Annotated in this window: 23 protein-coding genes and 1 pseudogene; 12 read left to right on the forward strand and 12 right to left on the reverse strand. The window is 60.6% G+C overall.

Translation table 11 applies throughout. From position 1 onward, the window contains the following. Nucleotides 1–144 precede the first annotated feature (144 nt). From AB4N41_RS19930 to AB4N41_RS19950, 5 genes are all read right to left on the reverse strand, one after another. Nucleotides 145–1,104: an alpha/beta hydrolase gene (locus tag AB4N41_RS19930; RefSeq protein ID WP_252877959.1), complete on the reverse strand. Its 960-nt coding sequence runs from the start codon at nucleotides 1,102–1,104 to the stop codon at nucleotides 145–147. Nucleotides 1,105–1,165: 61 nt separating this feature from the next. Then, on the reverse strand, nucleotides 1,166–2,194 hold the full coding sequence (locus AB4N41_RS19935) for a transketolase family protein (RefSeq protein WP_252877960.1): 1,029 nt from the start codon (nucleotides 2,192–2,194) through the stop codon (nucleotides 1,166–1,168). After that, on the reverse strand, nucleotides 2,191–3,039 hold the full coding sequence (locus AB4N41_RS19940) for a transketolase (RefSeq protein ID WP_150742625.1): 849 nt from the start codon (nucleotides 3,037–3,039) through the stop codon (nucleotides 2,191–2,193). Before AB4N41_RS19940 ends, AB4N41_RS19935 begins: the two co-directional genes overlap by 4 nt. Before the next feature lie 17 nt (nucleotides 3,040–3,056). Continuing rightward, the gene (locus tag AB4N41_RS19945) at nucleotides 3,057–4,355 is read right to left on the reverse strand and encodes an MFS transporter (protein ID WP_123442684.1); all 1,299 of its coding nucleotides are present in this window, start codon (nucleotides 4,353–4,355) and stop codon (nucleotides 3,057–3,059) included. A gap of 100 nt (nucleotides 4,356–4,455) precedes the next feature. Further along, nucleotides 4,456–5,205, reverse strand: coding sequence for an SDR family NAD(P)-dependent oxidoreductase (locus tag AB4N41_RS19950; RefSeq protein ID WP_252877961.1), 750 nt, complete (start codon nucleotides 5,203–5,205; stop codon nucleotides 4,456–4,458). 194 nt (nucleotides 5,206–5,399) lie between these two features. Here AB4N41_RS19950 and AB4N41_RS19955 point away from each other — a divergent pair, with 194 nt between their 5' ends. Further along, entirely contained in the window at nucleotides 5,400–6,317 is a 918-nt protein-coding gene (locus tag AB4N41_RS19955) for a LysR substrate-binding domain-containing protein (RefSeq protein WP_252877962.1), read from the forward strand. A gap of 223 nt (nucleotides 6,318–6,540) precedes the next feature. Continuing rightward, nucleotides 6,541–6,783, forward strand: coding sequence for a hypothetical protein (locus tag AB4N41_RS19960; protein ID WP_041480449.1), 243 nt, complete (start codon nucleotides 6,541–6,543; stop codon nucleotides 6,781–6,783). Between the two features lie 200 nt (nucleotides 6,784–6,983). On the opposite strand, the gene AB4N41_RS19965 is transcribed toward AB4N41_RS19960, so the two are convergent. Beyond that, nucleotides 6,984–7,892 carry a LysR family transcriptional regulator gene (locus AB4N41_RS19965; RefSeq protein ID WP_095179691.1) on the reverse strand — a complete coding sequence of 303 codons (909 nt, stop codon included), beginning with the start codon at nucleotides 7,890–7,892 and terminating at the stop codon, nucleotides 6,984–6,986. A gap of 134 nt (nucleotides 7,893–8,026) precedes the next feature. On the opposite strand from AB4N41_RS19965, the gene AB4N41_RS19970 reads away from it, so the two are divergent. The 3 genes from AB4N41_RS19970 to AB4N41_RS19980 all read left to right on the forward strand — a co-directional run bounded on the left by AB4N41_RS19970 (nucleotide 8,027) and on the right by AB4N41_RS19980 (nucleotide 10,288). After that, on the forward strand, nucleotides 8,027–9,055 hold the full coding sequence (locus AB4N41_RS19970; RefSeq protein WP_252877963.1) for an alpha/beta hydrolase: 1,029 nt from the start codon (nucleotides 8,027–8,029) through the stop codon (nucleotides 9,053–9,055). A gap of 24 nt (nucleotides 9,056–9,079) precedes the next feature. Further along, nucleotides 9,080–9,514 (forward strand): cyclophilin-like fold protein, encoded by a 435-nt coding sequence (locus tag AB4N41_RS19975; RefSeq protein WP_224787240.1) that lies wholly within the window; start codon nucleotides 9,080–9,082, stop codon nucleotides 9,512–9,514. A gap of 141 nt (nucleotides 9,515–9,655) precedes the next feature. After that, a complete protein-coding gene (locus AB4N41_RS19980; RefSeq protein ID WP_252877964.1) occupies nucleotides 9,656–10,288 on the forward strand; it encodes a carboxymuconolactone decarboxylase family protein in 633 nt (210 codons plus the stop codon). A gap of 40 nt (nucleotides 10,289–10,328) precedes the next feature. Here the strand turns inward: AB4N41_RS19980 and AB4N41_RS19985 are convergent, their stop codons facing one another. Next, on the reverse strand, nucleotides 10,329–11,330 hold the full coding sequence (locus tag AB4N41_RS19985; RefSeq protein WP_435405992.1) for a cupin domain-containing protein: 1,002 nt from the start codon (nucleotides 11,328–11,330) through the stop codon (nucleotides 10,329–10,331). Between the two features lie 59 nt (nucleotides 11,331–11,389). On the opposite strand from AB4N41_RS19985, the gene AB4N41_RS19990 reads away from it, so the two are divergent. After that, nucleotides 11,390–12,616 carry an MFS transporter gene (locus tag AB4N41_RS19990; RefSeq protein ID WP_435405993.1) on the forward strand — a complete coding sequence of 409 codons (1,227 nt, stop codon included), beginning with the start codon at nucleotides 11,390–11,392 and terminating at the stop codon, nucleotides 12,614–12,616. Nucleotides 12,617–12,621: 5 nt separating this feature from the next. Here the strand turns inward: AB4N41_RS19990 and AB4N41_RS19995 are convergent, their stop codons facing one another. After that, nucleotides 12,622–13,245 (reverse strand): TetR/AcrR family transcriptional regulator, encoded by a 624-nt coding sequence (locus AB4N41_RS19995; protein ID WP_460137922.1) that lies wholly within the window; start codon nucleotides 13,243–13,245, stop codon nucleotides 12,622–12,624. A 130-nt stretch (nucleotides 13,246–13,375) separates the two neighbouring features. Here AB4N41_RS19995 and AB4N41_RS20000 point away from each other — a divergent pair, with 130 nt between their 5' ends. After that, the gene (locus tag AB4N41_RS20000) at nucleotides 13,376–14,593 is read left to right on the forward strand and encodes an MFS transporter (protein WP_076563247.1); all 1,218 of its coding nucleotides are present in this window, start codon (nucleotides 13,376–13,378) and stop codon (nucleotides 14,591–14,593) included. An 18-nt stretch (nucleotides 14,594–14,611) separates the two neighbouring features. Here AB4N41_RS20000 and msrA read toward each other — a convergent pair whose 3' ends face one another. From msrA to AB4N41_RS20015, 3 genes are all read right to left on the reverse strand, one after another. After that, complete coding sequence (gene msrA, locus AB4N41_RS20005; RefSeq protein WP_016774420.1) at nucleotides 14,612–15,118, reverse strand: peptide-methionine (S)-S-oxide reductase MsrA; 507 nt, start codon at nucleotides 15,116–15,118, stop codon at nucleotides 14,612–14,614. A gap of 146 nt (nucleotides 15,119–15,264) precedes the next feature. After that, the gene (gene sseB / locus AB4N41_RS20010; protein WP_095179694.1) at nucleotides 15,265–16,050 is read right to left on the reverse strand and encodes an enhanced serine sensitivity protein SseB; all 786 of its coding nucleotides are present in this window, start codon (nucleotides 16,048–16,050) and stop codon (nucleotides 15,265–15,267) included. A 238-nt stretch (nucleotides 16,051–16,288) separates the two neighbouring features. Continuing rightward, nucleotides 16,289–18,415: a TonB-dependent receptor family protein gene (locus AB4N41_RS20015; RefSeq protein ID WP_460137923.1), complete on the reverse strand. Its 2,127-nt coding sequence runs from the start codon at nucleotides 18,413–18,415 to the stop codon at nucleotides 16,289–16,291. A 190-nt stretch (nucleotides 18,416–18,605) separates the two neighbouring features. Here AB4N41_RS20015 and ppk2 point away from each other — a divergent pair. The 5 genes and pseudogenes from ppk2 (at nucleotide 18,606) to cydB (ending at nucleotide 23,261) form a co-directional block, all read left to right on the forward strand. Next, a pseudogene (gene ppk2, locus AB4N41_RS20020) lies at nucleotides 18,606–19,420 on the forward strand (polyphosphate kinase 2). Nucleotides 19,421–20,241: 821 nt separating this feature from the next. Next, nucleotides 20,242–20,457, forward strand: coding sequence for a hypothetical protein (locus AB4N41_RS20025; RefSeq protein WP_252877966.1), 216 nt, complete (start codon nucleotides 20,242–20,244; stop codon nucleotides 20,455–20,457). A 23-nt stretch (nucleotides 20,458–20,480) separates the two neighbouring features. Next, the gene (locus AB4N41_RS20030; RefSeq protein WP_071172010.1) at nucleotides 20,481–20,870 is read left to right on the forward strand and encodes a VOC family protein; all 390 of its coding nucleotides are present in this window, start codon (nucleotides 20,481–20,483) and stop codon (nucleotides 20,868–20,870) included. Between the two features lie 27 nt (nucleotides 20,871–20,897). Further along, the gene (locus AB4N41_RS20035; RefSeq protein WP_252877967.1) at nucleotides 20,898–22,247 is read left to right on the forward strand and encodes a cytochrome ubiquinol oxidase subunit I; all 1,350 of its coding nucleotides are present in this window, start codon (nucleotides 20,898–20,900) and stop codon (nucleotides 22,245–22,247) included. Between the two features lie 12 nt (nucleotides 22,248–22,259). Continuing rightward, nucleotides 22,260–23,261 carry a cytochrome d ubiquinol oxidase subunit II gene (cydB, locus tag AB4N41_RS20040; protein ID WP_252877968.1) on the forward strand — a complete coding sequence of 334 codons (1,002 nt, stop codon included), beginning with the start codon at nucleotides 22,260–22,262 and terminating at the stop codon, nucleotides 23,259–23,261. Between the two features lie 3 nt (nucleotides 23,262–23,264). Here the strand turns inward: cydB and AB4N41_RS20045 are convergent, their stop codons facing one another. After that, on the reverse strand, nucleotides 23,265–25,874 hold the full coding sequence (locus AB4N41_RS20045) for a bifunctional diguanylate cyclase/phosphodiesterase (protein WP_252877969.1): 2,610 nt from the start codon (nucleotides 25,872–25,874) through the stop codon (nucleotides 23,265–23,267). Nucleotides 25,875–25,968 lie beyond the last annotated feature (94 nt).

Genomic DNA, 25,968 nt, shown 5'->3' on the forward strand with positions numbered 1-25,968 from the left:
AGAGCGATGGCTAAGCGATATTGAATTTCTCAAAGCGCAGGCCAACCTCCGCAGCTGCCGGTCTGCGAAGGTATTAATCAATAAGCGTGGGAGGGGGGAAGGCTTTGTATAAGAAATCCAGTCGTACCGTTTCAGCTGTTCTTTCTATCCCTCAGCAGTTAATGCGCTAGCTATCGATCGCCGAAGTGATCGGACAATATCCTGCGCAGACTGATCGCTAACACTGCCGGGGCACTGATCAAACATATGTGGCGCCCCAGGGTAGACATGCAGTTCGACGGCAACCCCGGCGCGCGACAGACTCAGGGCAAATGCAACGTCCTCTTCCAGAAACAGATCCAGCGCCCCAACGGCCAGAAACGTCGGTGGCAAGTCACGCAGATCGTCTTGCAGGGCCGGCGAAAACCAGCCGATTGGCAGATCATCCAGCGCTTGGCCAGCGCGCAGGCACTCCCAACAAAACTGGTTGGCTTGCGCCGGCCAGCCAATCACGCCGGTCGTGCTGTTCTGCTGAGGCGAGGCTGCGCTGCCCGAACGGTAATCGAGCATCGGATAAACCAGCACCTGACTGGCGATGGAATATTCGCCGCGATCCCGCGCCACAATGGCCAGCGCTGCTGCCAGCCCGGCGCCGGCACTGTGACCCATGACGATTACTTTGTCGGCGTCAATATTGAGCGTTTGCTGGTGGGCGAAAACCCAGCCGAGGGCGGTGTAGCAATCTTCCAGGGGAATAGGGAAGGGGTGCTCTGGCGCGAGACGGTAATCGACAGCGACGATGATCGCCTGAAGTTCTTCGGCGAGGTTAGCCAGATAGTCATCGGCCATTTCGGGGCAACCAAGGACGAAACCTCCACCGTGGATGTACAGGATCACCGCAAAATTACCGCCCGGTGCCCCGGCGGCAGGCCGGTAAAGACACAGGCGCAAATCCTCACCGTCGTGGGCCTTGGTCCATAGGCTTTCACCGCGCGCTTGTTCTCGGGATTTGAATGTCGCATGGACACGCTCCCTGATCGCGGGCAGCGTCTCCAACGTCCAGGCTTGTGCGCCGGGAGTTAAAAAGCTTTTGAAGTCGGGATCCAGCAGTTCATGTGCTTTCACGTTCTGCCTCCTGTTCTCGAATGAGCGAGCGCCTCTGATCGAAGCGCCGCCCACGGTGGAGTTACAGCCAGGCTTTGATCTGCGCGCAGACAGCCAGCGTCGAAATGCCGTAGCGATCATGCAGCGTCGGCAGGGCACCGGCGTCGAGGAAGGCGTCGGGCAACGCGATCTGTCTGAAGGTGGGCGTCACGCCATTGCGCAACAACAACCCGGCAACCGCCTCACCCAAACCGCCGATGATCGAGCTGTTCTCGGCTGTGACCACCAGACGCCCGGATTTACGCGCTTCGGCGAGAATGGTTTGTTCATCCAGCGGCTTGATGGTCGGCACGTGCAGCACGGCCACATCAATGCCGTCGGCCTGCAATTGCTTGGCCGCTTCCAGTGAGCGCATGGTCATCAGCCCGGTGGAGATGATCAGCACGTCGTTGCCCGTGCGCAGAGTCTTGGCCTTGCCGATTTCGAATTGATAGCCGTACTCGTCCAGCACCAACGGCACATTGCCGCGCAGCAAACGCATGTAGACCGGGCCTTGGTGAGCGGCGATGGCCGGGACGGCCTGTTCGATTTCCAGCGCATCGCACGGGTCGACAATCATCAGATTGGGCATGGCGCGGAAAATAGCCAGGTCATCGGTGGCCTGGTGGCTCGGCCCGTAACCCGTGGTGAGACCGGGGAGGCCGCAGACGATTTTGACGTTAAGGTTTTCCTCGGCGATGGCCATGCAGATGAAATCGTAAGCACGGCGCGAAGCGAACACCGCGTAGGTGGTGGCGAAGGGTACGAAACCCTCACGCGCCATGCCCGCCGCAGCGCTCATCAGCAACTGTTCGGCCATGCCCATTTGATAGAAACGCTCCGGATGCGCCTTGGCGAAAATGTGCAGGTCGGTGTACTTGGACAGGTCAGCCGAGAGACCGACGATGTCCGCGCGCTGGTCTGCCAGCGCTGCGAGCGCATGGCCGAACGGTGCCGAACGGGTCGCCTGGCCCTCGGAGGCAATCGAGGCAATCATCGCCGAGGTGGTCAGGCGCTTTTTCACCGGCGCGCCAGTAGCAGTCGAAGTCGCAGTATTGGCGGTGTTGCTCATTGGTCTTTTCCTTCTTCAAGGTTGCTCAGTGCCAGGTCCCATTCGTGCTCTTCGACGCGAATGAAATGGGTCTTTTCCCGGTTCTCCAGAAACGGCACGCCTTTGCCCATTTTCGTGTCGCAGATGATCACGCGCGGTTGCCCGCCGGGGTGATTGCGGGCGGCATCGAATGCAGCGACCAGGGCGTCGAGGTCATTGCCGTCGACGCGCTGGGTGAACCAGCCGAAGGCTTGCCAGCGATCGACAATGGGTTCGAACGAAAGAATCTCGCTGGAGTAACCGTCGGCCTGCTGGTTGTTGACGTCGACGATGGCGATCAGGTTGTCGAGCTTCCAGTGCGAAGCCGACATCACCGCTTCCCAGGTCGAGCCTTCATTGAGTTCGCCATCGGACAGCAGGTTGTAGACGAACGAGGCCGAGCCTTTGCGCTTGAGGCCCAGGCAGGCGCCGACCGCGATACCCAGACCCTGACCCAGCGAACCGCCGGTGATCTCCATCCCCGGGGTGTAGGCGGCCATGCCCGACATCGGCAGGCGGCTGTCATCCGAGCCGTAGGTTTCCAGCTCGTCGAGGGGAATGATCTCGGCTTCGATCAGCGCTGCGTACAGCGCAATGGCGTAGTGGCCGATGGAGAGATAGAAGCGATCGCGCTGCTCCCATTCGGGATCTGTCGGGCGATGGTTCATTGCATGAAAGTAAGACACCGCCAGCAGGTCAGCCGCGCCGAGGGCCTGGCCCACATAGCCCTGGCCCTGAACCTGACCCATGCGCAGTGCATGGCGGCGAATATTGTGCGCGCGCTGGGTCAGGCTCAGCGATGCAGCGTGTGCAAGATTAGTCGTCATGATGAAACTCCGTTGACTCAACGATTGACCAAAGCGGCGGGAATACGCAGGACCAGGCTCGCGCCGAGGAACAGCACCCCGGTGATGAGGTACATGCCGATGGCGCTGGAACCGGTCAGGGTAGTGATCCAGCCGATCAGATAGGGCGAGCAAAACCCGGCGAGGTTGGCGAAGCTGTTGACCGCCGCGATGCCGGCGGCCGCAGACACCCCGCCAAGCAGCGTGGTGGGCAGCATCCAGAACAACGAGGTGGCGGACAGAATGCCGGAGGCGGCCAGGCACAGGCTGAGGATCGACAAGGTCGGGTTGCCGCCCATCATTGCTGCCAGGCTCAAGCCGATCGCACCGGCGATCATCGGCACGATCAGGTGCCAGCGGCGCTCGCGGTGTTTGTCGCCACTGCGGCCGACCAGGAGCATGGCGGCGATGGCGCACAGATAGGGCAGGCTGGTCAGGAAACCGATGTGCAGCGGGTCGGAAACCCCTGCATTACGCACCAGTGTCGGCAGCCAGAAGGTGATCGCATATTGGCCCATGACCACACAGAAGTAGATCGCCGCCAGCAGCCACAAGCGCCGGTCGCGGATGAACTCGCCGACCGAGGCGTGGGTGACCTTTTGCTGGTCGTCTTCGGCCAGCTCGCGAGTGATCAGCGCTTTTTCCTCGTCATTGAGCCAGGTCGCCTGATGCACGCCGTCCTTCAGATAACTCAGCACCAGCAGGCCGACGACCACGGTGGGCACCGCCTCGAGAACGAACATCCATTGCCAGCCGGCCCAGCCGTGCACACCGGCAAAGTGGTTCATGATCCAGCCCGACAGCGGGCCTCCGACCATGCCTGACAGCGGAATGGCGATAAACCACAACACGGTCATGCGCGCTCGCCGATAGGACGGAAACCAGTAGGTGAGGTAGAGCAGCAGGCCCGGCGCCAGACCGGCTTCGGCGATCCCCAGCAGAAAGCGCAGCGCGTAGAACTGCCAGGCGGTTTCGACGAAGGCGAACAGCGCCGAGACGATGCCCCAGGTGATCATGATCCGCGCAATCCACACTCGCGCGCCGACCTTGTGCAGGATGATGTTGCTAGGCACTTCGCAAAGGAAATAGCCGATGAAAAACACCCCGGCGCCCAGTCCGTAGACCGTTTCGCTGAGGGCCAGATCGTTCATCATTTGCAGCTTGGCGAAACCGACGTTGACCCGGTCCAGATAGGCGCACAGGTAGCACAGCATCAGGAACGGCATCAGCCGCCAGGCCGTTTTGCGGTAGGCAGAAGAGCGCACGGTCGAAACCGCTTCGAGCGACAGGGTAGTCATGATGGTCTGATCTCTTGTTTTTATTGACCGCCAGGCCATCAGGCCCGGCTGCGTCATCGATCCAGAACCGCACGGGCCACGCAGGCCCGCCCAGAGTTACTCAGTGAATCAGCATGCCGCCGTTCACATCGAGGGTGATGCCGGTCAGATAAGCGGACAGGTCGCTGGCCAGAAACAGCGCGGCGTTGGCGACGTCCTGCGCTTGACCCAGGCGCCCCAGCGGAATGCCTTCGATGATGGCGTGGCGGCGTTCATCCTGCATCAGACCGCCGGTGATGTCGGTGTGAACCAGGCCCGGGGCGATGGAGTTGACGCGGATGTTGTCCGGCCCCAATTCCCGTGCCATGGCCTTGCCCAGACCCAGCACCCCAGCCTTGGCTGCGCTGTAATGCGGGCCACCGAAGATGCCACCGCCGCGCTGGGCAGACACCGACGACATGCAGACGATGCTGCCGGAAGACTGTTGGCGCATCAGCGGAATCACCGCCTGGGACATGAGCAAAGTGCCGCGCAGGCTGACGTCCAGCACCTTGTCGTAGTCCGAAGGGCGAATATCCAGAGTCTTCAGTGGCTGGGTAATGCCGGCGTTGTTGACGAGGATATCGATGCGCCCGAAGTGCTCGATGATGGCGGCGACGGCTTGCTGAACCTGCGCTTCGTCGGCCACGTTGGCCGCCAGGCCCAGATGACCTTCGCCCAGTGCTGCGGCGGCGTCACGTGCTGCGGATGCATCCAGATCGAGGATGACCACGCGAGCGCCGTGTTGCGCAAATGTACTGGCGGTAGCGCGGCCAATGCCACGGGCAGATGCGGCACCGGTAATGATTGCGACTTTGCCTTGAAGAAGCATGGAGGATTCCCTCGAATTGTTTTTATTGGGTCGGTGTGTAAGTAACCGATGACTCAGCTTGTCCTCCGGGGCGAGCGTGAGCAATAACGCGGAAGTCACTCAATGCTGAAAAAAATTCAGCACTCGTCAGACCGTTTCGCAAATGCTTGAATGAAACCGGTCCGTACATCACAAGAAATCACCACGGAGTCCCTATGCGCTCAGACACTGAGGCATCGATCATCCTGCCACCGCTGAAAGCAATTCAGGCCTTCGAACAAACCGCGCGCTTCGGCAACGTCGCCAGAGCGGCGGAAGTGCTGGACCTGACACCCTCGGCAGTCAGCCATCAACTGGCGAAACTGGAAGGGATGATCGGCCGGCAATTATTCGTCCGTGCTGCCCGTGGCGTCTCGCTGACGCCGGTCGGCGAGCAATACCTCAAGGAAGTCTCCGGGATTCTGCACAGTCTCGCCGTTGCCACCGAGCGTGCGGCCAGCGATGTCAGCCTCGATTGCCTGCGCTTGCACTCATCGCCAAGCTTCGGCCTGCTCTGGCTGATGCCGCGCCTGGAAGCGTTTCGTGCGAGTCATCCGGACATACAGATCAATCTGTCGTGCTCCTATGAATCGCTGCACTTCAGTCGCGACAAGATCGACGTCGATATCCGCCATGGTCTGCCGAACTGGCCAAGCTATGAGGTGCGCACGGTCAGGAACGAGACGTTCGCGGTGCTGACCTCACCGAAACTGCTCGCGCAACGCCCGGTACGCGGCGCGTCGGATCTGCTGGAGTGCGATCTGATTCTGTCGGAAGCCACTCTGCTCAAATGGCCGCAATGGTTTGCCCAGCATGGTCTGGCGCGTCCGGAACGGCCTTACGCATTGAGCTTCGATCGCTCGTACATGTCGCTGGAAGCGGCGAGTCATGGCTTGGGTTTCGCGCTGGAAAGCACATTGCTTGCGCAGAAGTATCTGGCAGCGGGCACGTTGGTTGAAGTAGCGCCTGAATCACTGAGTGCTGCGGTGGCGGCGCACCATTTGGTGTATCCCAAGGCGCATTCGAGCTTTCCACGGGTGAGGCGTTTTCTGGCGTGGATGGAGAGCGAATTGGGCCACGAGTTCGCGTATTGAGTCGGGATTAATTCTTTCAAACTCTCTGAACTGCTCAAGGTCAATCCATCATCGGTCTTGATCATTCACGCAAGAACGCACTTTACCGCGCGCTGCCGATCCGCGAAAAACCAAAGGCTGAGCAGGCTGTTGTTTTCTGTGTTCATCGTTTCTTTAGAAGGGGCTGATTTATGGTCATCACATGTCTGGGATGGAGATCACTGATCTGTAAGCCGGGGAAGCGATGAGCACTCGCAGCCAGGCGCAGATTGCCGCGATCTTTGATCAGCTGTTGGCACTGCGAGAAAGCGTGGACATTCTTCAACACGTAGAGAGCAGTAGCGTCGAGTCGCTGCGTGGCCATCAGACCGTGGACGCTCCCGAGTCGCTGGATCTGGTGTTTCAAAAGCTGCATGAAGACATCGCCAGCATGGAGGAAACCTTGGCGACGATTGCCGAGGCTACCGGGGATGTGTCGAAGTTGTGAGGCGCGCGCGGGGTGGCATGCAGAGATGATTTGCCTGGTCTGGCGTCTTCGCGAGCAGGCTCGCTCCCACAATGGATTTGTGAATCGATTGATTTCCGGGATCTGACGCAAAACCCTGTGGGAGCGAGCCTGCTCGCGAAAGCCCTGGGTCAGGCACTTACTCTGTTGGATGTGCCGACGCTATCGGAGCAGGCTCGCTCCTACAACGGGGCTGGGTCTCTGACCACGCGCAACGCATCCACCACCAGTGAAAACGCCGGCGACGGTTGGCGGCGGCTGGGGTAGTAGAGGTGGAAGCCACCGAACGGTTCGCACCAGTCTTCCAGCACCCTGACCAAACGCCCTTCAGCCAGATGCGTACCGAACTCGTCTTCAGGCAGGTAGGCAATCCCTAACCCGTTCACAGCCGCGTCGGCGATGTGCACGGTGGAGTTGAACACCAGTTGCCCGTCGACTCGCACTTTCAACTTTTTGCCCTGACGCTCGAATTCCCATGCATCGACGCCGTCGTAGGTCGGAAAACGGATGTCGATGCAACGGTGCGCCGCCAGATCGCGCGGATGTTGCGGGGCGGGGTGCTGGGCGAAGTAGCTGGGCGACGCGACCACGGCCATGCGCAGTGGCGGGCCGATCGGTACGGCGATCATGTCCTGGGCGACGGTATCGCTGAAACGCACGCCGGCATCGAAGCGATCGGCAACGATGTCGCGGAAACCGTAGTTGATATCGAACTCGAGCTTGATGTCCGGGTATTGCAGCAATAGTGGCGTCAGCTTGGGCAGCAGAGTGGTCTTGATGATGTTGTCGCCGCAGGTGATGCGCACCGTGCCGGCGGGCTTGTCGCGCAACTCGGTCAGGGCGTCCAGCTCGGCTTCGATCTCATCGAAACGATGACCCACGGTGTGCAGCAAGCGTTCGCCGGCCGCGGTCAGTGACACGCTGCGCGTAGTGCGGGTCAGCAGGCGAATTTTCAGACGCGCTTCCAGCGCCGAGACTACCTGGCTCACCGCCGATTGCGTCACGCCCAGTTGCACCGCCGCGCGGGTGAAGCTGCCGCTGCGGGCAACGGTGACGAAGGCGAGCAGGTCGTTGAAATTGGGTTTGGCCATGGCGCAATGCTCAGGTTTATTGATTAGCAGTGTTTATAACCGCATTAAGCACTCATTAGCTAATCAAAGCCTAGAGCCTGCGCAACAATACCTTCATCCCGGCCACGCCTGGCTTCTCGATCAAGGACGCCCCCATGAAACGACTGTTCATACTGCTCGGGTTTCTCCTGAGTTCATTCACTGCATTCGGAGCTGACATGTCCCACGGTGCCGACAATTTCTTCAAAAGCGACAAGGTGACCGCGCAGAAGGTCAGCTTCAAAAATCAATATCAACTCACCGTGGTCGGCAACCTGTTTGTCCCTAAAGGACTCGACCCGGCAGCCCGCAGCGCGGCGATTATCGTTGGTCATCCGATGGGCGCGGTAAAGGAGCAGAGCGCCAATCTGTACGCACAGAAACTGGCGGAGCAGGGCTTTGTCACCTTGTCGCTGGATCTGTCGTTCTGGGGCGAAAGCGAGGGCGCGCCGCGCAATGCCGTGCTGCCGGATATGTACGCCGAAGACTTCAGCGCGGCCGTCGATTACCTCGGCACACGGCCATTCATCGACCGCGAGCGCATCGGCGTGTTGGGCATTTGCGGTAGCGGCAGCTTCGTGATCAGCGTGGCGAAAATCGACCCGCGCATGAAAGCCATCGCCACGGTCAGCATGTACGACATGGGCGCCGCCAACCGTGACGGCCTAAAGCATTCGCAAAGCCTTGCGCAGCGCAAGCAGATCATTGCGCAAGCGGCCGAGCAGCGTTACGCCGAGTTCACTGGCGGCAAGGTCGAATACACCGGCGGCACGGTGCTGGAACTGAAGGCCGACACCCATCCGATCCAGCGTGAATTCTTCGATTTCTACCGCACCCCGCGCGGCGAATTCACCCCGGCCAGCTCGACGCCGCAACAGACCACGCGCCCGACGCTGAGCAGCAACACCAAGTTCATGAACTTCTATCCATTCGTCGATATCGAGAGCATCTCGCCGCGCCCGATGTTGTTTATTGCCGGTGCCGATGCGCACTCCCGTGAGTTCAGCGAAGAGGCGTTCCGGTTGGCGGGGCAGCCGAAAGAACTGGTGATTGTGCCGAATGCCGGTCATGTCGATCTGTACGACCGGGCCGAGCTGATTCCTTTTGCCAAGCTGACGCAGTTCTTCAAGAGCAACCTGAAGTAACTTTCAACGCGACGGAGCAAAGCGATGCGGATTTTTGCCAACGGCTGGAAGGGATTCGTACTGATGGCATGGCTGCCCTTTGCTCAGTCTGCTGCTAACCCGGAGGAGACCACGATGTGGATGACCGTCGGAGAACACCGTTTTGCCATTGCTCTTGAGGACAACCCGAGCACTCGGCAATTGCTCACGCGATTGCCGCTGAGCCTGAACATGGTCGACCTGCACAGCAACGAAAAATACGCCACCGTGCAGCCGCCCTTGCCCACGCAGCCCTATCGGCCGGGCACGATCCACAACGGCGATTTCCTTTTGTATGGCGACGATACGTTGGTGGTCTTCTACAAAACCTTCGATTCGTCTTACCGCTATTCGCGCCTTGGTCGCATCGACCGGCCGCAGGACTTGGCCGAGACCTTGGGGCGTGGCGATGTGCGGGTGACGTTCACGCTGGATGAGTGAGGAGATTCATTGATGAAGCTGAAAAACCTGCATCAGCCGCGCCTTCTGCGCATTGTGGCTCTCGGCTGCGCGGTCCTCGCCAGCGCAGCCTGCGTGAATCCTCTGTGCGCCAATCCTTCCCGATCACCGGAGAAACCGATCATGCAAGAACAACCTCTGACGCTTAAGCAACTGGCGATCGCCCCGATTGCCGCCAACGCTGCAATCGGCGACATGCCGCGTTTGCACGACGCACTCAATCGCGGCCTCGATGCCGGGTTGAGCATCAGCGAAACCAAGGAAGTTCTGGTGCAGCTGTACGCCTACGCCGGGTTCCCACGCAGCCTCAACGCCTTGTCCTTGCTAATGAAGGTTGTGCAGGAACGCGCCGCGCGGGGCATTGAAGACGCGCCCGGACGAGAGCCCGGCCCGGTTCCGTCGGGGTATGCACTTACCGAACTCGGCACCGACAATCAGACCCGTCTGGTCGGCGCGCCAGTGTCCGGCCCGCTCTTCGAATTCGCCCCGGCGATCGATCAGTTCCTGAAAGTGCACTTGTTCGGCGACATCTTCGCCCGCGACAACCTGGCATGGACGGATCGGGAACTGGCGACGGTTGGCGCGCTGGCGGCAATGGCTGGGGTGGAGTCGCAACTGGAGTCGCATTTGAAGATCAGTCTGAATGTGGGGTTCACGGTTGAGCAGTTGCGGCAAGTGGCGCAGGAGTTGGAGGCGCGTGGGGATTTGCAGGCTGCTGAGCGGGTGGGCGCGGGGCTGGGGAAAATCCAGCGGTGAGGGCGGCTCGGATTCATTGCCGCCCTGTTAACGCAATTTTCTACAGTGCGCGCTGGCGCCGACTCGCTCCCGGCGAGCTTCCCGTTATCCGCTTGAACGCACGACTGAACGCCGCTTGGGAGGTGTAGCCCAAGCGCTGCGCCACTTCTTCGATCGGCAGTCTTTCCAGTGTCAGCCACTGACTGGCCAGGCGCATGCGCAGTTCGGTGGCGTAGCGCAGCGGCGGGGTGCCGAGGGTGGTCTGGAAGCGTTCGGCGAAGACCGAGCGTGAGGTGTTGCACAGCGTTGCGAGTTCGGCGACGCTCCAGTCGCGCCCCGGTTGTTGGTGCAGGGCCAGCAAAGCTTTCGACAGACGAGGGTCGCGCAGGGCGGCGACGAGACCGGAGGCATTGCCGCAAGCGCATTCGACCCAGCCACGAACAATCATTGCCGCCACTACGTCGGCAAGGCGAGCGAGAATGCCGGCGAAGCCGATGCGCGCTGCGCTGACTTCGCGTTCCATGGTCGCAAGAATTGGCATAAGCCCCGGATAACGCTGGCCGCCGGCGTCGATCAGCATCAGTCCCGGCATCAGCCGACCGAGGCCCTGCAGGCTGCCGAGCTCGAACTCCATACAGCCACTGAAGAGCAGGGCGCTATCGGGCGAAACGGCGCTGTGACCGACCTGCACCGCGCAGACCGTATCGCCGAGTGGCGCGGCGACGGCGCTGTCAATGTCCTGCACTTCGGCGTTTGGGTGTGACAGCAACTGGTGCGCGGCACCATGGGCAATGAATACCGCATTGCCCGTCGCCAACTCGTAAAGGCTGCCGTCCTCCAGTCGCAACACCGTCGATCCAGCGGCAACGAAGTGGAAATACGCATGGCCCGATTTGTCGCTGAAACCCAGACCATACGGCGGACCGGCGTGGATCCGCCGATACTGCACGCCACGCAGACGCATGCTGCGCAGCAATTCTGTGATCAGGTCTGATGACAGTGAAAAGGAATCAGTGCTGCTCATGTTCGGGGTTTCGATCAAAAGTTCAAGACTGCGCATCATAGATCATCCGGTTTGCCGTCAATAGACTGCCCTCTCGAAATGTCCGAGGGAGTCTGGAAATGAATGAATGTGTAGGTGATGGGCGAACTGAAGAGGAGCCGATGGCTCCTGCGTGGATGGCGGTTTTCTCACTGGCGATGGGGGTGTTCGGTTTACTCACCGCAGAATATCTGCCGGCCAGCCTGCTGACGCCGATGGCGCTCGACCTTGGCGTCAGCGAAGCGCTGGCCGGGCAAGCAGTGACGGTGACCGCAGTGGTGGCGCTCTTTGCCGGATTGCTCGTACCTGGATTGACGCGCAGTCTTGATCGGCGGCTGGTCTTGCTCGGTTTCTCGGTACTGATGATCGCGTCGAATCTGCTGGTGGCGCTGTCGTCGAGCCTCGCAGTTTTGCTGATCATGCGCATCCTTTTGGGCATAGCTCTGGGCGGATTCTGGAGCATGGCGGCGGCCGTGGCGATGCGCCTGGTGCCGGCGGCGCTGCTGCCACGGGCGCTATCGATCATCTTCAGCGGGATCGCCGTGGGGACCGTGGTCGCGGTGCCATTGGGCAGCTATCTCGGCGGCCAGTTTGGCTGGCGCAGTGCGTTTTTCGCAGCTGCGGCGGTTGGCGTGGTGACGCTGGTCTTTCAAATGTTCACGTTACCGAGTCTGGCGCCGCATCGACCGTCACGCCTGCGTACGGTGCTTGAGGTGTTGCTGCGACCGGGCATTGCCATTGGCATGTTCGGCTGTGTATTGGTGCACACCGGCCACTTCGCGTTGTTCACCTACATCAGGCCATTTCTGGAAAGCACCACCGGAGTCGGCGCGCAGACGCTGGCGCTGATGCTGCTCGGTTTCGGCGTGGCGAACTTTGCCGGCACGCTGTTCGCTGGCTGGCTGTTGCAGCGCAATCCACGCGCAACACTGGTGCTGATGCCGGTGTTGGTGGGCGTTGCTGCTCTGGCGTTGGTCGGGTTACCGGCGTCGCTCACCGGGCAGGCGTTGCTTCTGGCTCTGTGGGGGATGGCCTTCGGTGGCGTGCCGGTGGCATGGTCGAACTGGGTGGCGCGATCGATACCCGATCAGGCCGAAAGCGCAGGCGGCATGGTCGTCGCATCGGTGCAGTCGGCGATTGCCGCAGGCGCCGCCGCCGGCGGTTCGGTGTTCAGTTTCAGCGGCATCAATGGCGTGTTTGTAGCAGCTGGAATTCTGATGTTGCTGGCCGCGCTGCTGATTGCCCTGAAGGTCAATGTCGATGTGCCGGAGCCGGGTTCGGCGCCGGTGGCACCGGTGCATTTGTGATTTGATCAATCCGCCTTACGCGTGGCGGCAATTTCCCAGATTTGCATGATCTGAGTGATAGCAGCATCAATGTTTTCCAGCGCGGTGTTGTCTCTGGCGAGGATGGATATGCCCTGCAGGAAACTGTCGAATACCGTCGCCATCGCCGCCGCACTTGTGCCGCTGGCCAGCTCGTCGGCATTCACAGCGCGTTCGACGCAGGCTTGAATGCCGGCACGGGTGCGCTGCCTTGAGTGGGTCAGGGCTTGCGCCACATGGGCGGTTTCCGGGCTCGGTGCGCTCATGACGCCGAGGGTAACCATGCAGCCCTTGGGGTGTGTGTCGTCGCACTGCATGCGTGCCGACTGGCGCAAAGCGGTCTCGATCGCCTGGCGTGGTGGCAGGCTGTCGTCCCACAGGCACTCGGTGACTTGCGCATAGGTGGTTAAATAACGCTGCACGCATTCATCGAACAACGCTTCCTTGGAACCGAACGCGGCGTAGAAGCTAGGTGCAGAGATACCGCCACCCAGGCCTGCCTTCAATTGGGCCAGCGATGTCGCGTCGTAGCCGTGTTGCCAGAACAGTTGCAAAGCCTGATCGACGGCGTCGTCGCGATCAAACTGACGGGGGCGACCGGTTCTCGCCATGACCTGACTCCTCATTGATTTAATATAAAGACTAGTCGATACAGAAATTGTTGACAACGCTGCGCATGCACCCTCAGGATCTAGATCGATCGGTATTTAAATCTGAGTCGGTTTTTTCGAGGAGCTTCCAGTGACACCTTCAATCACGTTAACGGCTACGCCAAAAGGTCTGCCCATCGGCGCTTTGCTGGCGCTGGCCATGACTGGCTTCATCTGCATCGTCACCGAAACCCTGCCGGCGGGCCTGTTGCCGTTGATCAGTGAAGGCCTGGCGATTTCGCCGTCCATGGCCGGGCAAATGGTTACCGCGTACGCATTGGGTTCCGTACTGGCGGTGATCCCGATGACCATCGCCACCCGGGGCTGGCGGCGCCGCAACGTGCTGCTGCTGACGATTGTCGGTTTCCTGCTGTTCAATTCGATTACCGCGCTGTCGTCGCATTACGGCGTGACGCTGGTCGCGCGGTTCTTCGCCGGGGTTGCGGCGGGTCTGGCATGGAGTCTGCTGGCCGGCTATGCGCGACGCATGGTTGAGCCCGAACAGCAGGGCAAGGCGTTGGCGCTGGCGATGGTCGGCACACCGATTGCGCTGTCGCTGGGCGTGCCTCTGGGTACGTGGCTCGGTGGGCTGGTCGGTTGGCGCACTACATTCGGTCTGATGTCGGCGCTGACCTTGGTACTGATCGTCTGGGTACTGGTGAAAGTGCCCGACTACCCGCCGCAGCCGGCCCATCAACGCCTATCGCTGAGCAAAGTCCTGACTACCCCGGGCGTGCGTCCTGTGCTAGCAGTGGTGATCAGTTGGATGCTGGCGCACAACATTCTCTACACCTATATCGCTCCGTTCGTGGCGCCGGCGGGCATGGCCGAGCGGGTGGATGTGGTGTTGTTGAGCTTCGGCATCGCCGCTCTGGTCGGGATATGGCTGACGGCGAAGCTGGTCGAGCCGCTGCTGCGTTCGACGGTTCTGCTGAGTTTGGCGACCTTTGCCGCCGTCTGCGTGGCGCTGGGATTTGGCGGAGGCAGCCCAGAGGTGATTTATCTCGGCGTGGCGGCATGGGGTTTAACCTTTGGCGGCGCGGCGACGCTGTTGCAAACGGCGCTGGCTGATGCGGCGGGCGACGGAGCGGATGTCGCCTTGTCGTTGAACGTAGTGGCGTGGAACAGCGCGATCGCTGGCAGCGGTGTCGTCGGCGGCGTGCTGCTCGATCAGTGGGGCGTTACCTCATTTCCGTGGGCCATGCTGGCACTGGTCGCTATCGCCTTCGCCATTGCCTGGGGTGCCCGGGCCCACGGTTTCAAGTCGGGCCCGCGCTCTGTAGAAGCTTCGGTGGTGGCGGGGCATTGAACCCCGCCAGCAGTTTCTTCAACCGCGCTTCGGCAGTTTCCAGTTAGGCCGGATGAAATGGCAGGTGTAGCCGTTCGGAATCCGCTCCAGGTAATCCTGATGCTCGGGTTCCGCTTCCCAGAACGGGCCGGCCGGTTCTATTTCCGTAACCACTCGGCCCGGCCACAACTTCGATGCGTCTACATCGGCGGCGGTGTCTTCAGCGACGGCACGCTGCTCGTCGTTGAGGTAGTAGATCGCCGAGCGGTAGCTCGGGCCAAGATCGTTGCCCTGACGGTTAGGCGTGCTCGGGTCGTGGATCTGGAAGAAGAACTCAAGGATCTGCCGGTAGCTGATCACGGCCGGATCAAACTCGATCTCGATGGCTTCGGCGTGGTTGCCGTGGTTGCGATAGGTCGCATTCGGCACATCGCCGCCGGTATAGCCGACGCGGGTTTTCAGCACACCCGGATAGCGGCGCAACAGATCCTGCATGCCCCAGAAGCAGCCGCCGGCGAGAATGGCAGTTTCGGTTTGAGTGGTCATGGTGTGTGCTTCCTCTCGAGACGATGGGGGGATACCCACTGTTATGAGGGCGGGTTGAGAGAATCCAAGGTCACGCTCATGAGAATCGACCACTGGCCTGCTGATCAAGCGACATGCAGGCGACTGCGATTTTCATCAGATCGTATTCAACCAAAGCCAAAGAACGAACGCAGCTTGCTCGGTGACTTGCGCTCGTAGAACGGTTTGGTCTCCCTGAGGAAGTAATCACTCAGCCCGGCTTGTCCCGTCAGCACGCGGCAAAAATCAACCGGCCCGCCATCAGGGGCTGTGTCCGCAGCGACATTGCCGGCTTCGCGCATGACCTGTTCGATATCGCCATCTGCTTCGATGCCGACGATCAAGTGCGGTTTTTCATCAACCGAGGGGTCGTGCATCAGCGCCAGGAACGCGCGTTTCACATTGGCGTGTTTGGCCAGCAGTTGCGAGAGCGAATGGACCATCGTCGATGGGTAGTCCGAAGGCTGTCCAAGCAAGACGTTGGTTTCTTTTTCAACGGTACGCTGCGTGGCGGGCCGGCCGATTTCGCCTGAGAGCAGGCGTTGCACTTCCTCCGGAAAGAATTCCTTGCCGTACGGCGACTTCGGATTGAGAAAGAGCAGCGCGCCCAGCGTGATTTCGAACAATGATCGGGCAGGGATTTCTACATAGCTCTGCTCGCTGTCGATGGATTGTTGCAGCGTTGGCAGCGAGGAGAAGAACGGAATGACCGGCGTGCCATCGGGCTTCTGCCAATGGGCGATGCTGATGTTGCTGCCGGCTTCGAGATTGACATGACCTTGCGCCGCACCGGCGGTGCCGAGGATGTAGACAGTGGAATCCAGCAGGGTGCGATAGAACTCAGGGCGATGCGCAGGTTCATCGGCCGCCAGTCGGAGCGATGTTTCCAGAGGGTTTTCTTGGGAAGTATCCATGAGGTCAGTCCGTTATTTTCAATGGAGAGCGATGATTATCTGGTCGGTCCGATGAGACGTGCTGTCACGATGATACTCGTCCAGAGATTCGAATCCTGCGTCGTTCTAACCCACACCACAAAGCCAACTGTGGGAGCGAGCCTGCTCGCGAAGGCGTCGTGTCAGTTGAAATAACTCACGGCTGATACACCGCTTTCGCGAGCAGGCTCGCTCCCACATTTGAATTTCGCGTTGGGTCTTATAGCAAACTCCACGAAACCCCAACATAAGCCCCCATCCCTTCACCCGGAGTCGACCGCGCAGCATCCAGACCTTTGTCGTCATACCCCGGCGTGACCGTTGCCGCGTAGCGTTTGCCGGTCAGGTTGCGCATGTCGACCCAACCTTGCCAGTCGCCCTTCGGGGCGTTGTAGCCCAGGGTGGCGCCGAACAGGGCGTAGGGATCGGCGTAGTAGCTGTTGGCGTAGTCCACGGCAACTTTGGAGACCAGTTGCGTGTTCACGGCGGCAAAGAAGCCCTGCGGCCAGTCGTAACGCAGTTCGCCTTGGTAATAATGCATCGGCAGGCCCGGCAAGCGGTTGTCGCCGAAGCGTTCGTCGTCGCGGTAGTGGAAGTCGCTGAAGGTGTAGGCCTGGCGCAAGCTCAACTGGCGGCCGTCGGCGGCGGTCCAGAGTTTGCTGTTCAGGCTGGCCTCGATGCCTTGGTGCACGGTCGGGCTGGCGTTGAGTTCGTAGGGCGTGACGGCGTTGGCGTCCGGCAGTACCGAGAGCAGTTCGTGACGAACTTGCGCGTAGTACCAGGCCAGGCTCCATTCGCCCAAATGGCTGTCGCCACGGCCGCCGAGTTCCAGAGTGGTAGCGGTCTGGTTTTGCAGTTCGACCGGGTCGCGCTGGGTGCCGGTGGCGGCGCCGTTGCCGGCAGGGAAGCGCACGTTGGAGCTGTAGATCAGCGACCACGGGTGCGGTGCTTCGACGGAGCGGCTGAGGTTGCCGAACACTTGCACGTCCGGGGTGATCTGGTAGCGCAGGCCGATGCGCGGTGCATAGTCCCAGTCGCTGAGACTTGTTTTGCCGCCGCCCTGCGGATAGGTCACGGCGCTTTCGCGGCGGGTGTAGATGGCGGCAAGGCCGGTGGTCAGCCACAGGTCGTCGGCAATTTCCAGGTCATTGCCGAAATGCAGCACGGTATCTGAACCCTGATAAGTGAAATTACGCATCCGCGTGCCCGGGGCGTAGCTGGCGGTGTTGCCACTCGGGATGCGCACGAACTCGCTGGCGCCATCGTTGGGCAGGTGCTTGGTCACGCGCAGGCCGACGTTGCTGCGGCTTTCCATCCCGAACAAAGTGTCGCGGCGTTTGTAGTCGAAGGTGCCGCTGACGTCGGTATAAGCCACCTTCAGCCGGTTCGGGCCTTCGCGCAGATCCATCGGGTAGTCGTGGTAGGCGAGGCCGGTCTGGATGCTCGAATCGTCATCGAGGTAGAACGTGGTCTTGTTGCCGATGAACGTACTGCCGGGCTGCTTGCGGCTGTCATCGCGGGCCACATACGCCGGGTTGGCTGCCCGTGGGCTGTGTTCGATGGAATGCTTGGTCACGCGACCGGCGAGGTCGTTGTCGGTTTCGCGATAGCGGAAGTAGAAGCGGGTTTCCAGATTCGGGTTGAAGCGATAGCCGAAGTTGGCGACCAGGCCTTTGCTCTCGCTGGCGGTGTGGTCCTGATAGCCGTCGGCGTTGGCATCGGTCAGGGACACGTAGTAATCGAAATCTCCCAGCACTTGCCCGGAGCTGACCTGGCGCTGCTGATAGCCATGGCTGCCGGTGGCGTAGCGCACGTTCAGCTTTGGCGCGGTGTAACCGGTGTGGCTGACGTAATCGATAGCTCCGCCCAGTGCCAGCGCGCCGCGATCGAAGCCGTTGGCGCCGCGCAGCACTTCGACATGGTCGACCCACAGCGGCTCGAGCAATTCATACGGCGTGCCGCCGGGGCCGGTCAGCGGCAAGCCATCCAGCATCGTGTACAGCCCCGAGGCGTGGGCACCGGGTGCGCGGTTGATGCCTGAACCACGGATGGAAATCTTTACGCCTTCGTTGCCCGCCGACTGGGCATACACCCCCGGCTGATAGGCCAGCACATCCTGATTGCTGGCAACGCGGCCCTGCAACGGCTGGCGCATGTCGACCACGTTGGCGCCGCCGGGAACCTGCTCAAGGCGTTGCCGCGCTTCTTCGACCGCTGCATCGCTGCCACTGCGCTCATCTGCCGAAATCAGCACTTGCCCCAGCTCCAGACCTTGGGTCTCGGCCATCGCCGGGCAGGCCAGGGCCAGACCGAGCAGGGCAGTGGGCAATGATTTGGACGACGGCATCGAAAAAACTCCAGCAAACAGGGGATCGGGCAATGAACAGTGCGACGTCGGAACAACCTCAGGAAACACATGGCGACAGGGCTTTTTTGCCCGGCAATGGCAAACAACCGGGCGTGAACTAACCTCACGGATCAGGCCCTTCGGGTCAATAAACAAATTCAGCGGGCTGTTGAAGCGCGAGGACAGGTTCATGGCGAAAGACAAGAAGAAACCTGCAAAGGCAATCGAACGTCCGCGCTTGAAAAACAAGGACTATCTCGAACAGCTGCGCAAGCTCCACGTTGAGCTGGTCAAGCTGCAGGAGTGGGTCATCGCCAAAGGTGTCAAGGTTTGTATTGTTTTCGAAGGGCGCGACGGTGCGGGCAAGGGCGGGGTGATCAAGGCGATCACGGAGCGCGTCAGCCCACGGGTGTTCCGCGTGATGGCATTACCGGCGCCAACCGATCGAGAAAAAGTCAGATGCATGTACAGCGCTATCTGCCGCATCTGCCGGCGGGCGGCGAGGTGGTGATTTTCGACCGCAGTTGGTACAACCGCGCCGGTGTCGAACGGGTCATGGGTTTTTGTACGGAGGAGCAGGCCGACAAGTTTCTCAAGTCGATCCCGTGGGTGGAAAACGCCATCGTCGATTCGGGGGTGATCCTGCTCAAGTACTGGCTTGAGGTCAGTCCGGAGGAACAGACCCGCCGGCTCGAAGCGCGAATCAATGACGGGCGCAAGATCTGGAAACTGACACCCATGGATCTGAAGTCCTACAGCCGCTGGTATGACTACTCACGGGCGCGGGACGAGATGTTCAAGCACACCGACACCGATTGGGCGCCGTGGAGGGTTGCCGACTCGAATGACAAACGTCGTGCGCGGCTGAACATCATCACTGATCTGCTCAGTCGCATCCCCTATGAAGAGGTGAAGCGCGACAAGGTCGAGTTGCCGAAACGGCAGAAGCCGGGCAAGTATCGGGAGCCGGATTATGCGTACAAGCGGGTGGCGGAGCGGTTTTGACATTTGCGGTTTTTTTTGGGCGTGGCGGCCTTTGGGCCGACCAGGCTCTTGGGGTTTTGGGTGTATATCCGTTTTTTCGGGTGTTGCGGCTGGCGGTTCCGCTCTTACAGCGGGTCACTTTTGCAGACGCCCAAAAGTAACCAAAACGCTTTGCTCCTGCGTTCGGCCCTCGCAGGCTCGGGTTCCTTCGCTGCGGGATCGATCCTGGCGCAGCGGCTCCGGTTTGCTTCGCTGCACCTACACTCGCTGTGTACGACTGCGTCGTACGGTCGCTGCGCTCCCACGCCCGGATCAATCCCTCCACTCAGCCTTCCGACGTCGCTGGTGGATCAAGATCAAAAGCGGTACTCGAGCTTGCGCTCATTGTTGAGTGGTGCGGCTTCGCCGCGGGCAGCTGCGCTGCTTTGCGTTTGCTTTGTAGGCGAGCCTGCTCGCGAAGGCGGCCTGACAGCCGACCTGTTCTTGAGGTGGTACGCGATCCAACTGTAGGAGCTGCCGAAGGCTGCGATCTTTTGATTTTGCTTTTCTGTGGGAGTGAGCCTGCTCGCGAAGGCGGCCTGACAGCCGACCTGTTCTTGAGGTGGTACGCGATCCAACTGTAGGAGCTGCCGAAGGCTGCGATCTTTTGATTTTGCTTTTCTGTGGGAGTGAGCCTGCTCGCGATAACGGAGGAACATTCAAATTTAATTTGACAGATATACCGCTATCGCGAGCAGGCTCACTCCGACAAGGTTTTGCGCATCAACCGTCCATCCGTCGTCTGCCCTGAACCTCTCTCGCGCTGATTTTTCTACCGGGTAAGTCCCTCAGGAGATACTGGTATGTTCGATCAGCAAAAGCAGGCATCACTGGCGGCATGGCGGAAGATGGCAGAGCAGGCCGAGCGCGATCTGGATCCGGAACAGCAATATGACGAGCTGCTCAAGGCTGCGGATCAGATGGAGGAGCAAGGCCTGATCACCAGTGCCGAATGGCGCCAGTTGGTGCGTGACGCCGGCAACGTGTTCACCTTGAACCAAGAACAGCCACAGCGCTGACAGCTGTCATTGGAGGACGTCCCATGCTCAGTTATCTGTTTATCGGCGCCAACGATGTCGAGCGTTCGGCAGCTTTCTACAAGGCGATTCTGACGCCGCTCGGCTACCGGCATGATCGCGAAGAACACTACTGTTTTTACCTGCCCGATTGCGCCGACAAGTCCAACGGCCCCGGCAGTGTGCACATCTCGCAACCGTTCAATGGTGAGCCGGCGACACCCGGCAACGGCATGATGCCGGCATTTCGCGCCGACTCGCGGCACCAGGTCGATCAGGTGCACAAGGCCGGGCTCGACCATGGCGGCAGCGACGAAGGCGCGCCTGGCACTCGCGAGGCCTATACGCCGGACTTTTACGTGGCCTATCTGCGCGACCCCGAAGGCAACAAGCTGGCTGTGTTCTACAGCGGCTGATGGATGGAGCCCGTTGATTCGGCCCTGATGGCCGCCCGCGCTCAGTTCGCAATCACGATCAGCTTCCACATCGTGCTGGCGGCGTTCAGCATCGGTCTGGCGAATTTCCTCATGGTGCTGGAAGCGTTGTGGTTGAAAACCGGGCGCCAGGTTTATCTGGATGTTTATCGTTACTGGCTCAAGGTATTCGCCCTCAACGTTGCGGTGGGCACGGCGTCGGGGTTGATTCTGGAGTATCAGTTCGGCCTCAACTGGTCGCGGCTGTCGGTGCAGGCCGGTGATGTCCTCGGTCCGCTGATGTTCTATGAAGTGATGGCGGCGTTTTTCATCGAAGCGGGATTTCTCGGCATCATGCTGTTCGGCTTGAAGAAAGTCGGCCCGCGTCTGCACTTTTTTGCCACGTGCGCGGTGGCGGTGGGCTCGCTGATCAGCGCGTTCTGGATTCTGTCTGCCAACTCCTGGATGCAAACCCCGGCCGGCTATTCGATTGGCGCGGACGGGCGGTTTCTTGCCGAGGACTGGTGGGCAATCATCTTCAACCCTTCGTTTCCCTATCGCCTGGCGCACATGCTGCTTGCCGTGTTCATCGGCAGCGCGACGCTGATTGCCGGGATCAGTGCCTGGCAATTGCGCAAGGCCCCGAAAAACCCGCGTGCTCGCCTGCAATTCTCCATGGGGCTATGGGTGATTGCGCTGCTGATGCCGGTGCAGATTGTCGTCGGGGACCTGCATGGCCGGCACAGTTTGCACGCCCAGCCGCAGAAAGTGGCGGCCATCGAAGGCTCATGGACGCGCCCGGCCCAAGGGGCAGGGGAGCCACTGCGGCTGTTCGCATGGCCGGATATGCAAGAGCGCCGCAACCACTGGGAGGTGGCGATTCCGCGCATTGGTTCCCTCTACCTGCAGCATGACCTGACCAGCACAATCGCTGCGCTTGATGAGTTCCCGGCTGAGGACATCCCGCCCGTGGCGCCGGTGTTTTTCGCATTTCGGCTGATGGTCGGGTTGGGGCTGTTGATGCTTGGGCAGGGTGTGGTCAGCCTGATCCTGCGCCGACGTAATCGCCTGTACACGGCGCGGCTCTGGCTGGGCGCGTGCGTGCTGCTGGCACCGGCCGGGTTTCTGGCGATGCTCAGCGGCTGGGTCGTCACCGAAGTGGGGCGACAGCCGTTCACCGTTTACGGATTGATGCGCACGGCGGACAGTCTGTCATCGGTGTCCAGGGCTCAAGTCGTCGGGTCGACGTGGCTGATTCTGCTGTTTTATCTGCTGATCTTCGGCATCGGTCTGTGGGTGTTGCTGCGCCTGTTGCGCGAGCCGCCGCAGCAGGATCAACCCGGGCCGCAGCCCACCCTTGCCGACGAAACCGGGCACTGAGGAATAGCAGACATGGACACGGACTGGCTGACTCTGTTGTGCGCCGCCGCACTGGCGTTCTCGGTCATGAACTACGTGGTGCTCGACGGCACCGATCTGGGCGTCGGCATGCTCATGGGCCTCACGGATTGCAAACACCAGCGACGAGCCATGGCGGTGTCGATTCTGCCGGTGTGGGACGCCAACGAAACCTGGCTGGTGCTCGGCGGCGGCGGGCTGCTGGCGTTGTTTCCGCTGGCGTACGCGATCTTGCTACCGGCCTTGTACGTGCCTTTTATCGTGATGTTCCTCGCCTTGATCGCGCGGGCCATGGCGTTGGAGTTTCGCGATTACGCACCGAACGAGCGACGCAAGCGCATCGTCGACGGCGTGCTGGCCCTGGCTTCGCTGCTGACCGGGTTGGTCCAGGGCATGGTGCTCGGCACTCTCGTGCAAGGCGTTGCGCATCGGGGCGGTCAATACATTGGCGATGGCCGCGACTGGCTGAATCCGTTCCCGGTGTTTTGCGGTTTGGTGCTGGTACTCGGTTACGTCTGGCTGGGGACGTGCTGGTTGTACTGGCGCACCCTGGATGAATTGCAGCAGCGCTCGGCTCGTCAGGCCCGCATGCTGGCGCTGGTCGTCGCGGCACTATTGCTGGTGCTGATCGCATGGACGGCGACGTTGCAGCCGCAATATGCCCGGAGGCTCGCCGATATTCGCCTGTGGTTGCCGGCAGGACTGATCGTCAGCGCTCTAGGATGGGTGTTCAGCAAAGGCTTTCACTGCCGCTTCGACTTCATCCCACTGTTCGCCGCATTGGGCATCTTCGTCCTGGCTTTCGCGGTGATGCTGGTCGCGCTATTTCCCTTCATCATTCCGCCGGATCTGACCTTGAGCGAAGCAGCCTCAAGCCCCACCAGCCAGATCTTCATGCTGGTCGGATTCGCCGTGCTGATCCCCATCACGCTGGCCTACAACACCTTCGGTTTCCGCGTGTTCAGCGGCAAAGTGCGCGTTGCCAGCGATGGCTGATATTCACGTCACCCGACCTTTTTTGCTCACCAGCGACAGTCGCGAAGCCCGTAGCAGATCAGCAAAAGCCGCCTTGTCGATCGGCCGACTCATGAAATAACCCTGCACCTCGTTGCATTGATCCTTGCCGAGAATCGCCAGTTGCTCCTCGGTCTCGACGCCTTCGGCGGTCACCGTCAGCCCCATGGCTTTGCCCAGACCGATGATCGCCTGCACCACGGCACGGTCGTTGGCGCCGCTGCTGATCGAGGCGATAAAGCGTTTGTCGATCTTGATCCCGTCGAATGGATAGGCGCGTAGGTAACCGAGCGACGAATAACCGGTGCCGAAGTCGTCCATGTTCAGACGCACGCCGAGCTCCTTGAGCTGATTCATGGTAGTCAGCGCGCCATCGGTGTCGTTGAGCATCACGTTCTCGGTGATCTCCAGCTCCAGACGGCTGGCCGGGAAACGCGTTTCCACCAGCACTTCACGAACATCCTCGACGACGTCGCTGAGAGCGAACTGCGCAGGCGAGAGGTTGACCGACAGCAGAATGTCATGGGGCCATTCCAGCGCGGTTTCACAGGCTTCGCGCAGCACCCAGCGGCCCAGCGGTACGATCAGGTCGGTCTGTTCGGCCAGCGGAATGAACACGTCCGGCCCGAGCAGGCCCTGGGTCGGATGCTGCCAGCGCACCAGCGCCTCCACCGAAACGATGTGCTTGCCATCAACCTTGTAGCGCGGCTGATAGTGCAGGACGAATTCGTTGTGCTTGAGCGCATGGCGCAAGTCATCTTCCATTTGCCGGCGCGTCTGGATCTGATCGCTCATGTGCGCTTCGAAATAGCACCAGGTGTTCTTGCCATCGGACTTGGCCTGATACAGCGCGATGTCGGCGTAGCGGATCAGATCGCTGGCGACGAAACCGTGCCGACGACTCAGGGCGATGCCGACACTGGCACCGATATGCAGTGGATGATGTTCGTAGAGGATCGGCTGATGCAGGCTGCCGATCAGCCGTGTGCAGAATTTGTCGATCTCGTTATGGCTGTCCATGCCATTGAGCACCACGACGAATTCATCACCACCGAGGCGGGCGACGAGGTCGTGCTCGCGGGTGCATTCGCGCAGACGCGTGGCGACTTCCTGGAGTACCGCGTCACCGGCAGGATGGCCGAGGGAATCGTTGATCGGTTTGAAGTTGTCCAGATCGATCATCAGCAGCGACAGCGGCGGCGCGTGTTCCTTCAATACCAGGACGTCGTCGAGATAACGCGCCAGTTTGTTGCGGTTGGGCAGGCCGGTCAGGGCGTCATGCATCGACAGGTGCTGGATCTGCGCATGGGCGGCGACTTCGTCGGTGATATCGCTGGCAGTACCGCGATAGCCGACGACGCTGTTCTTGTCGAAAATCGGCCGCGCCGAGAGCCGGCAGTGGCGCGGCTGCCCGGAGTGATCGCGATAAGTGCAGCGCAAGTCGCCAGCACTGTTTTCCTCGCTGAGTTTGCGCAGCCACAGCTCCAGTGGCGTGGTGTCGCAACTCAGTAATTCGCCGATGTCCTGGCCCAGCCACAGGGCTTGCGGGTAGCCGGTGACTTCGCTGAAGCGCGCCGACAGATAGGTCAGCGCCAACTGATCATCAACTTCCCAGATCCAGTCCGACGCCGCTTCGGCCACGGCGCGAAAGCGTTCTTCACTGGCTTCGAGGGCATGATTGGCTTTCTCGAGTGCCTGATTCGAGGCCTGCATGGCATGAATGCTGTTGTCGACGTATTGCGATGAGCGCAATGCATGGCGGAAAAAATAGGCGGTGAGCAGCATCAGCACCAGAAACGTCGCGCCGAGCGGCGGCACCAGCGTCCACAGCAGTTGCTGACCGGGTCGCTGCAGGTCGGCGACCAGACTGTAGCCGGTGCTGTCGAGGGGCACGCTTGGATGGCCTTTCTCAATGGTTTCATCCGGGACCAGGGTCAGGTTCGTCAGGCCATAACCGCTGCCGATCTTGCGCAGCTTGGTCGGGGTCAGCTTGTCGACGAACACCAGCACCGAGGTGTTTCTCAATTCATCCAGCGGGCGCTCGTCATTGGGAATGATCGCGGCAGCGGTGATCAGCGCCGGCCAGCCTTCGAACAATGAATAACTGCTGATCGGCTTGGTCAGATCAGGCTGACTCAGCACCTGCTCGACCAGCGCCGAGGCGGGCGCTTGCAGTACGCTGGATACGTCGGTTTCAACCATCTGCCCGCGAATCACCGCGTACTTGGTGCGATTGCGATCAAGGACGAACACGCCGTCGTAGCCGTCGCTGGTGAACAGTGTCTTGCCCATGTTCTGTTCGGTGTAGGCCCAGTTGACGTCGATCGGCCCGCTCAAGGCCTCATAGGCGCGGGTCCAGTAGGCATAACTGGTGATGTAGTTTTTCGACGCGGTGATGCGGTTTTCCACGGCGCGCACGGAATAGAACTGGTTTTGTTCCAGATCTTTCGCATCCAGGGTATTGGCGATGCCAAGCAAGGTGCTGATCGCGGCGATGACACCCGCAACAAACAGTGCGCCAACGGCGATGGCCAGGCGCCGGGTCACGGCGCGTTGCGGGGTGGGGATTGGCTGCGCAGGGAGAATAACGGCCATGTGCTCGTCCTTGATCCGGTGTCTTCTGAATCTAGAACAATGGCGAGCGCACAATGTTCAGATTGTTGTTATTGGTATCGCCTGGATTTTTTCA

The organism is Pseudomonas sp. S2_A10 (genome assembly GCF_054668465.1).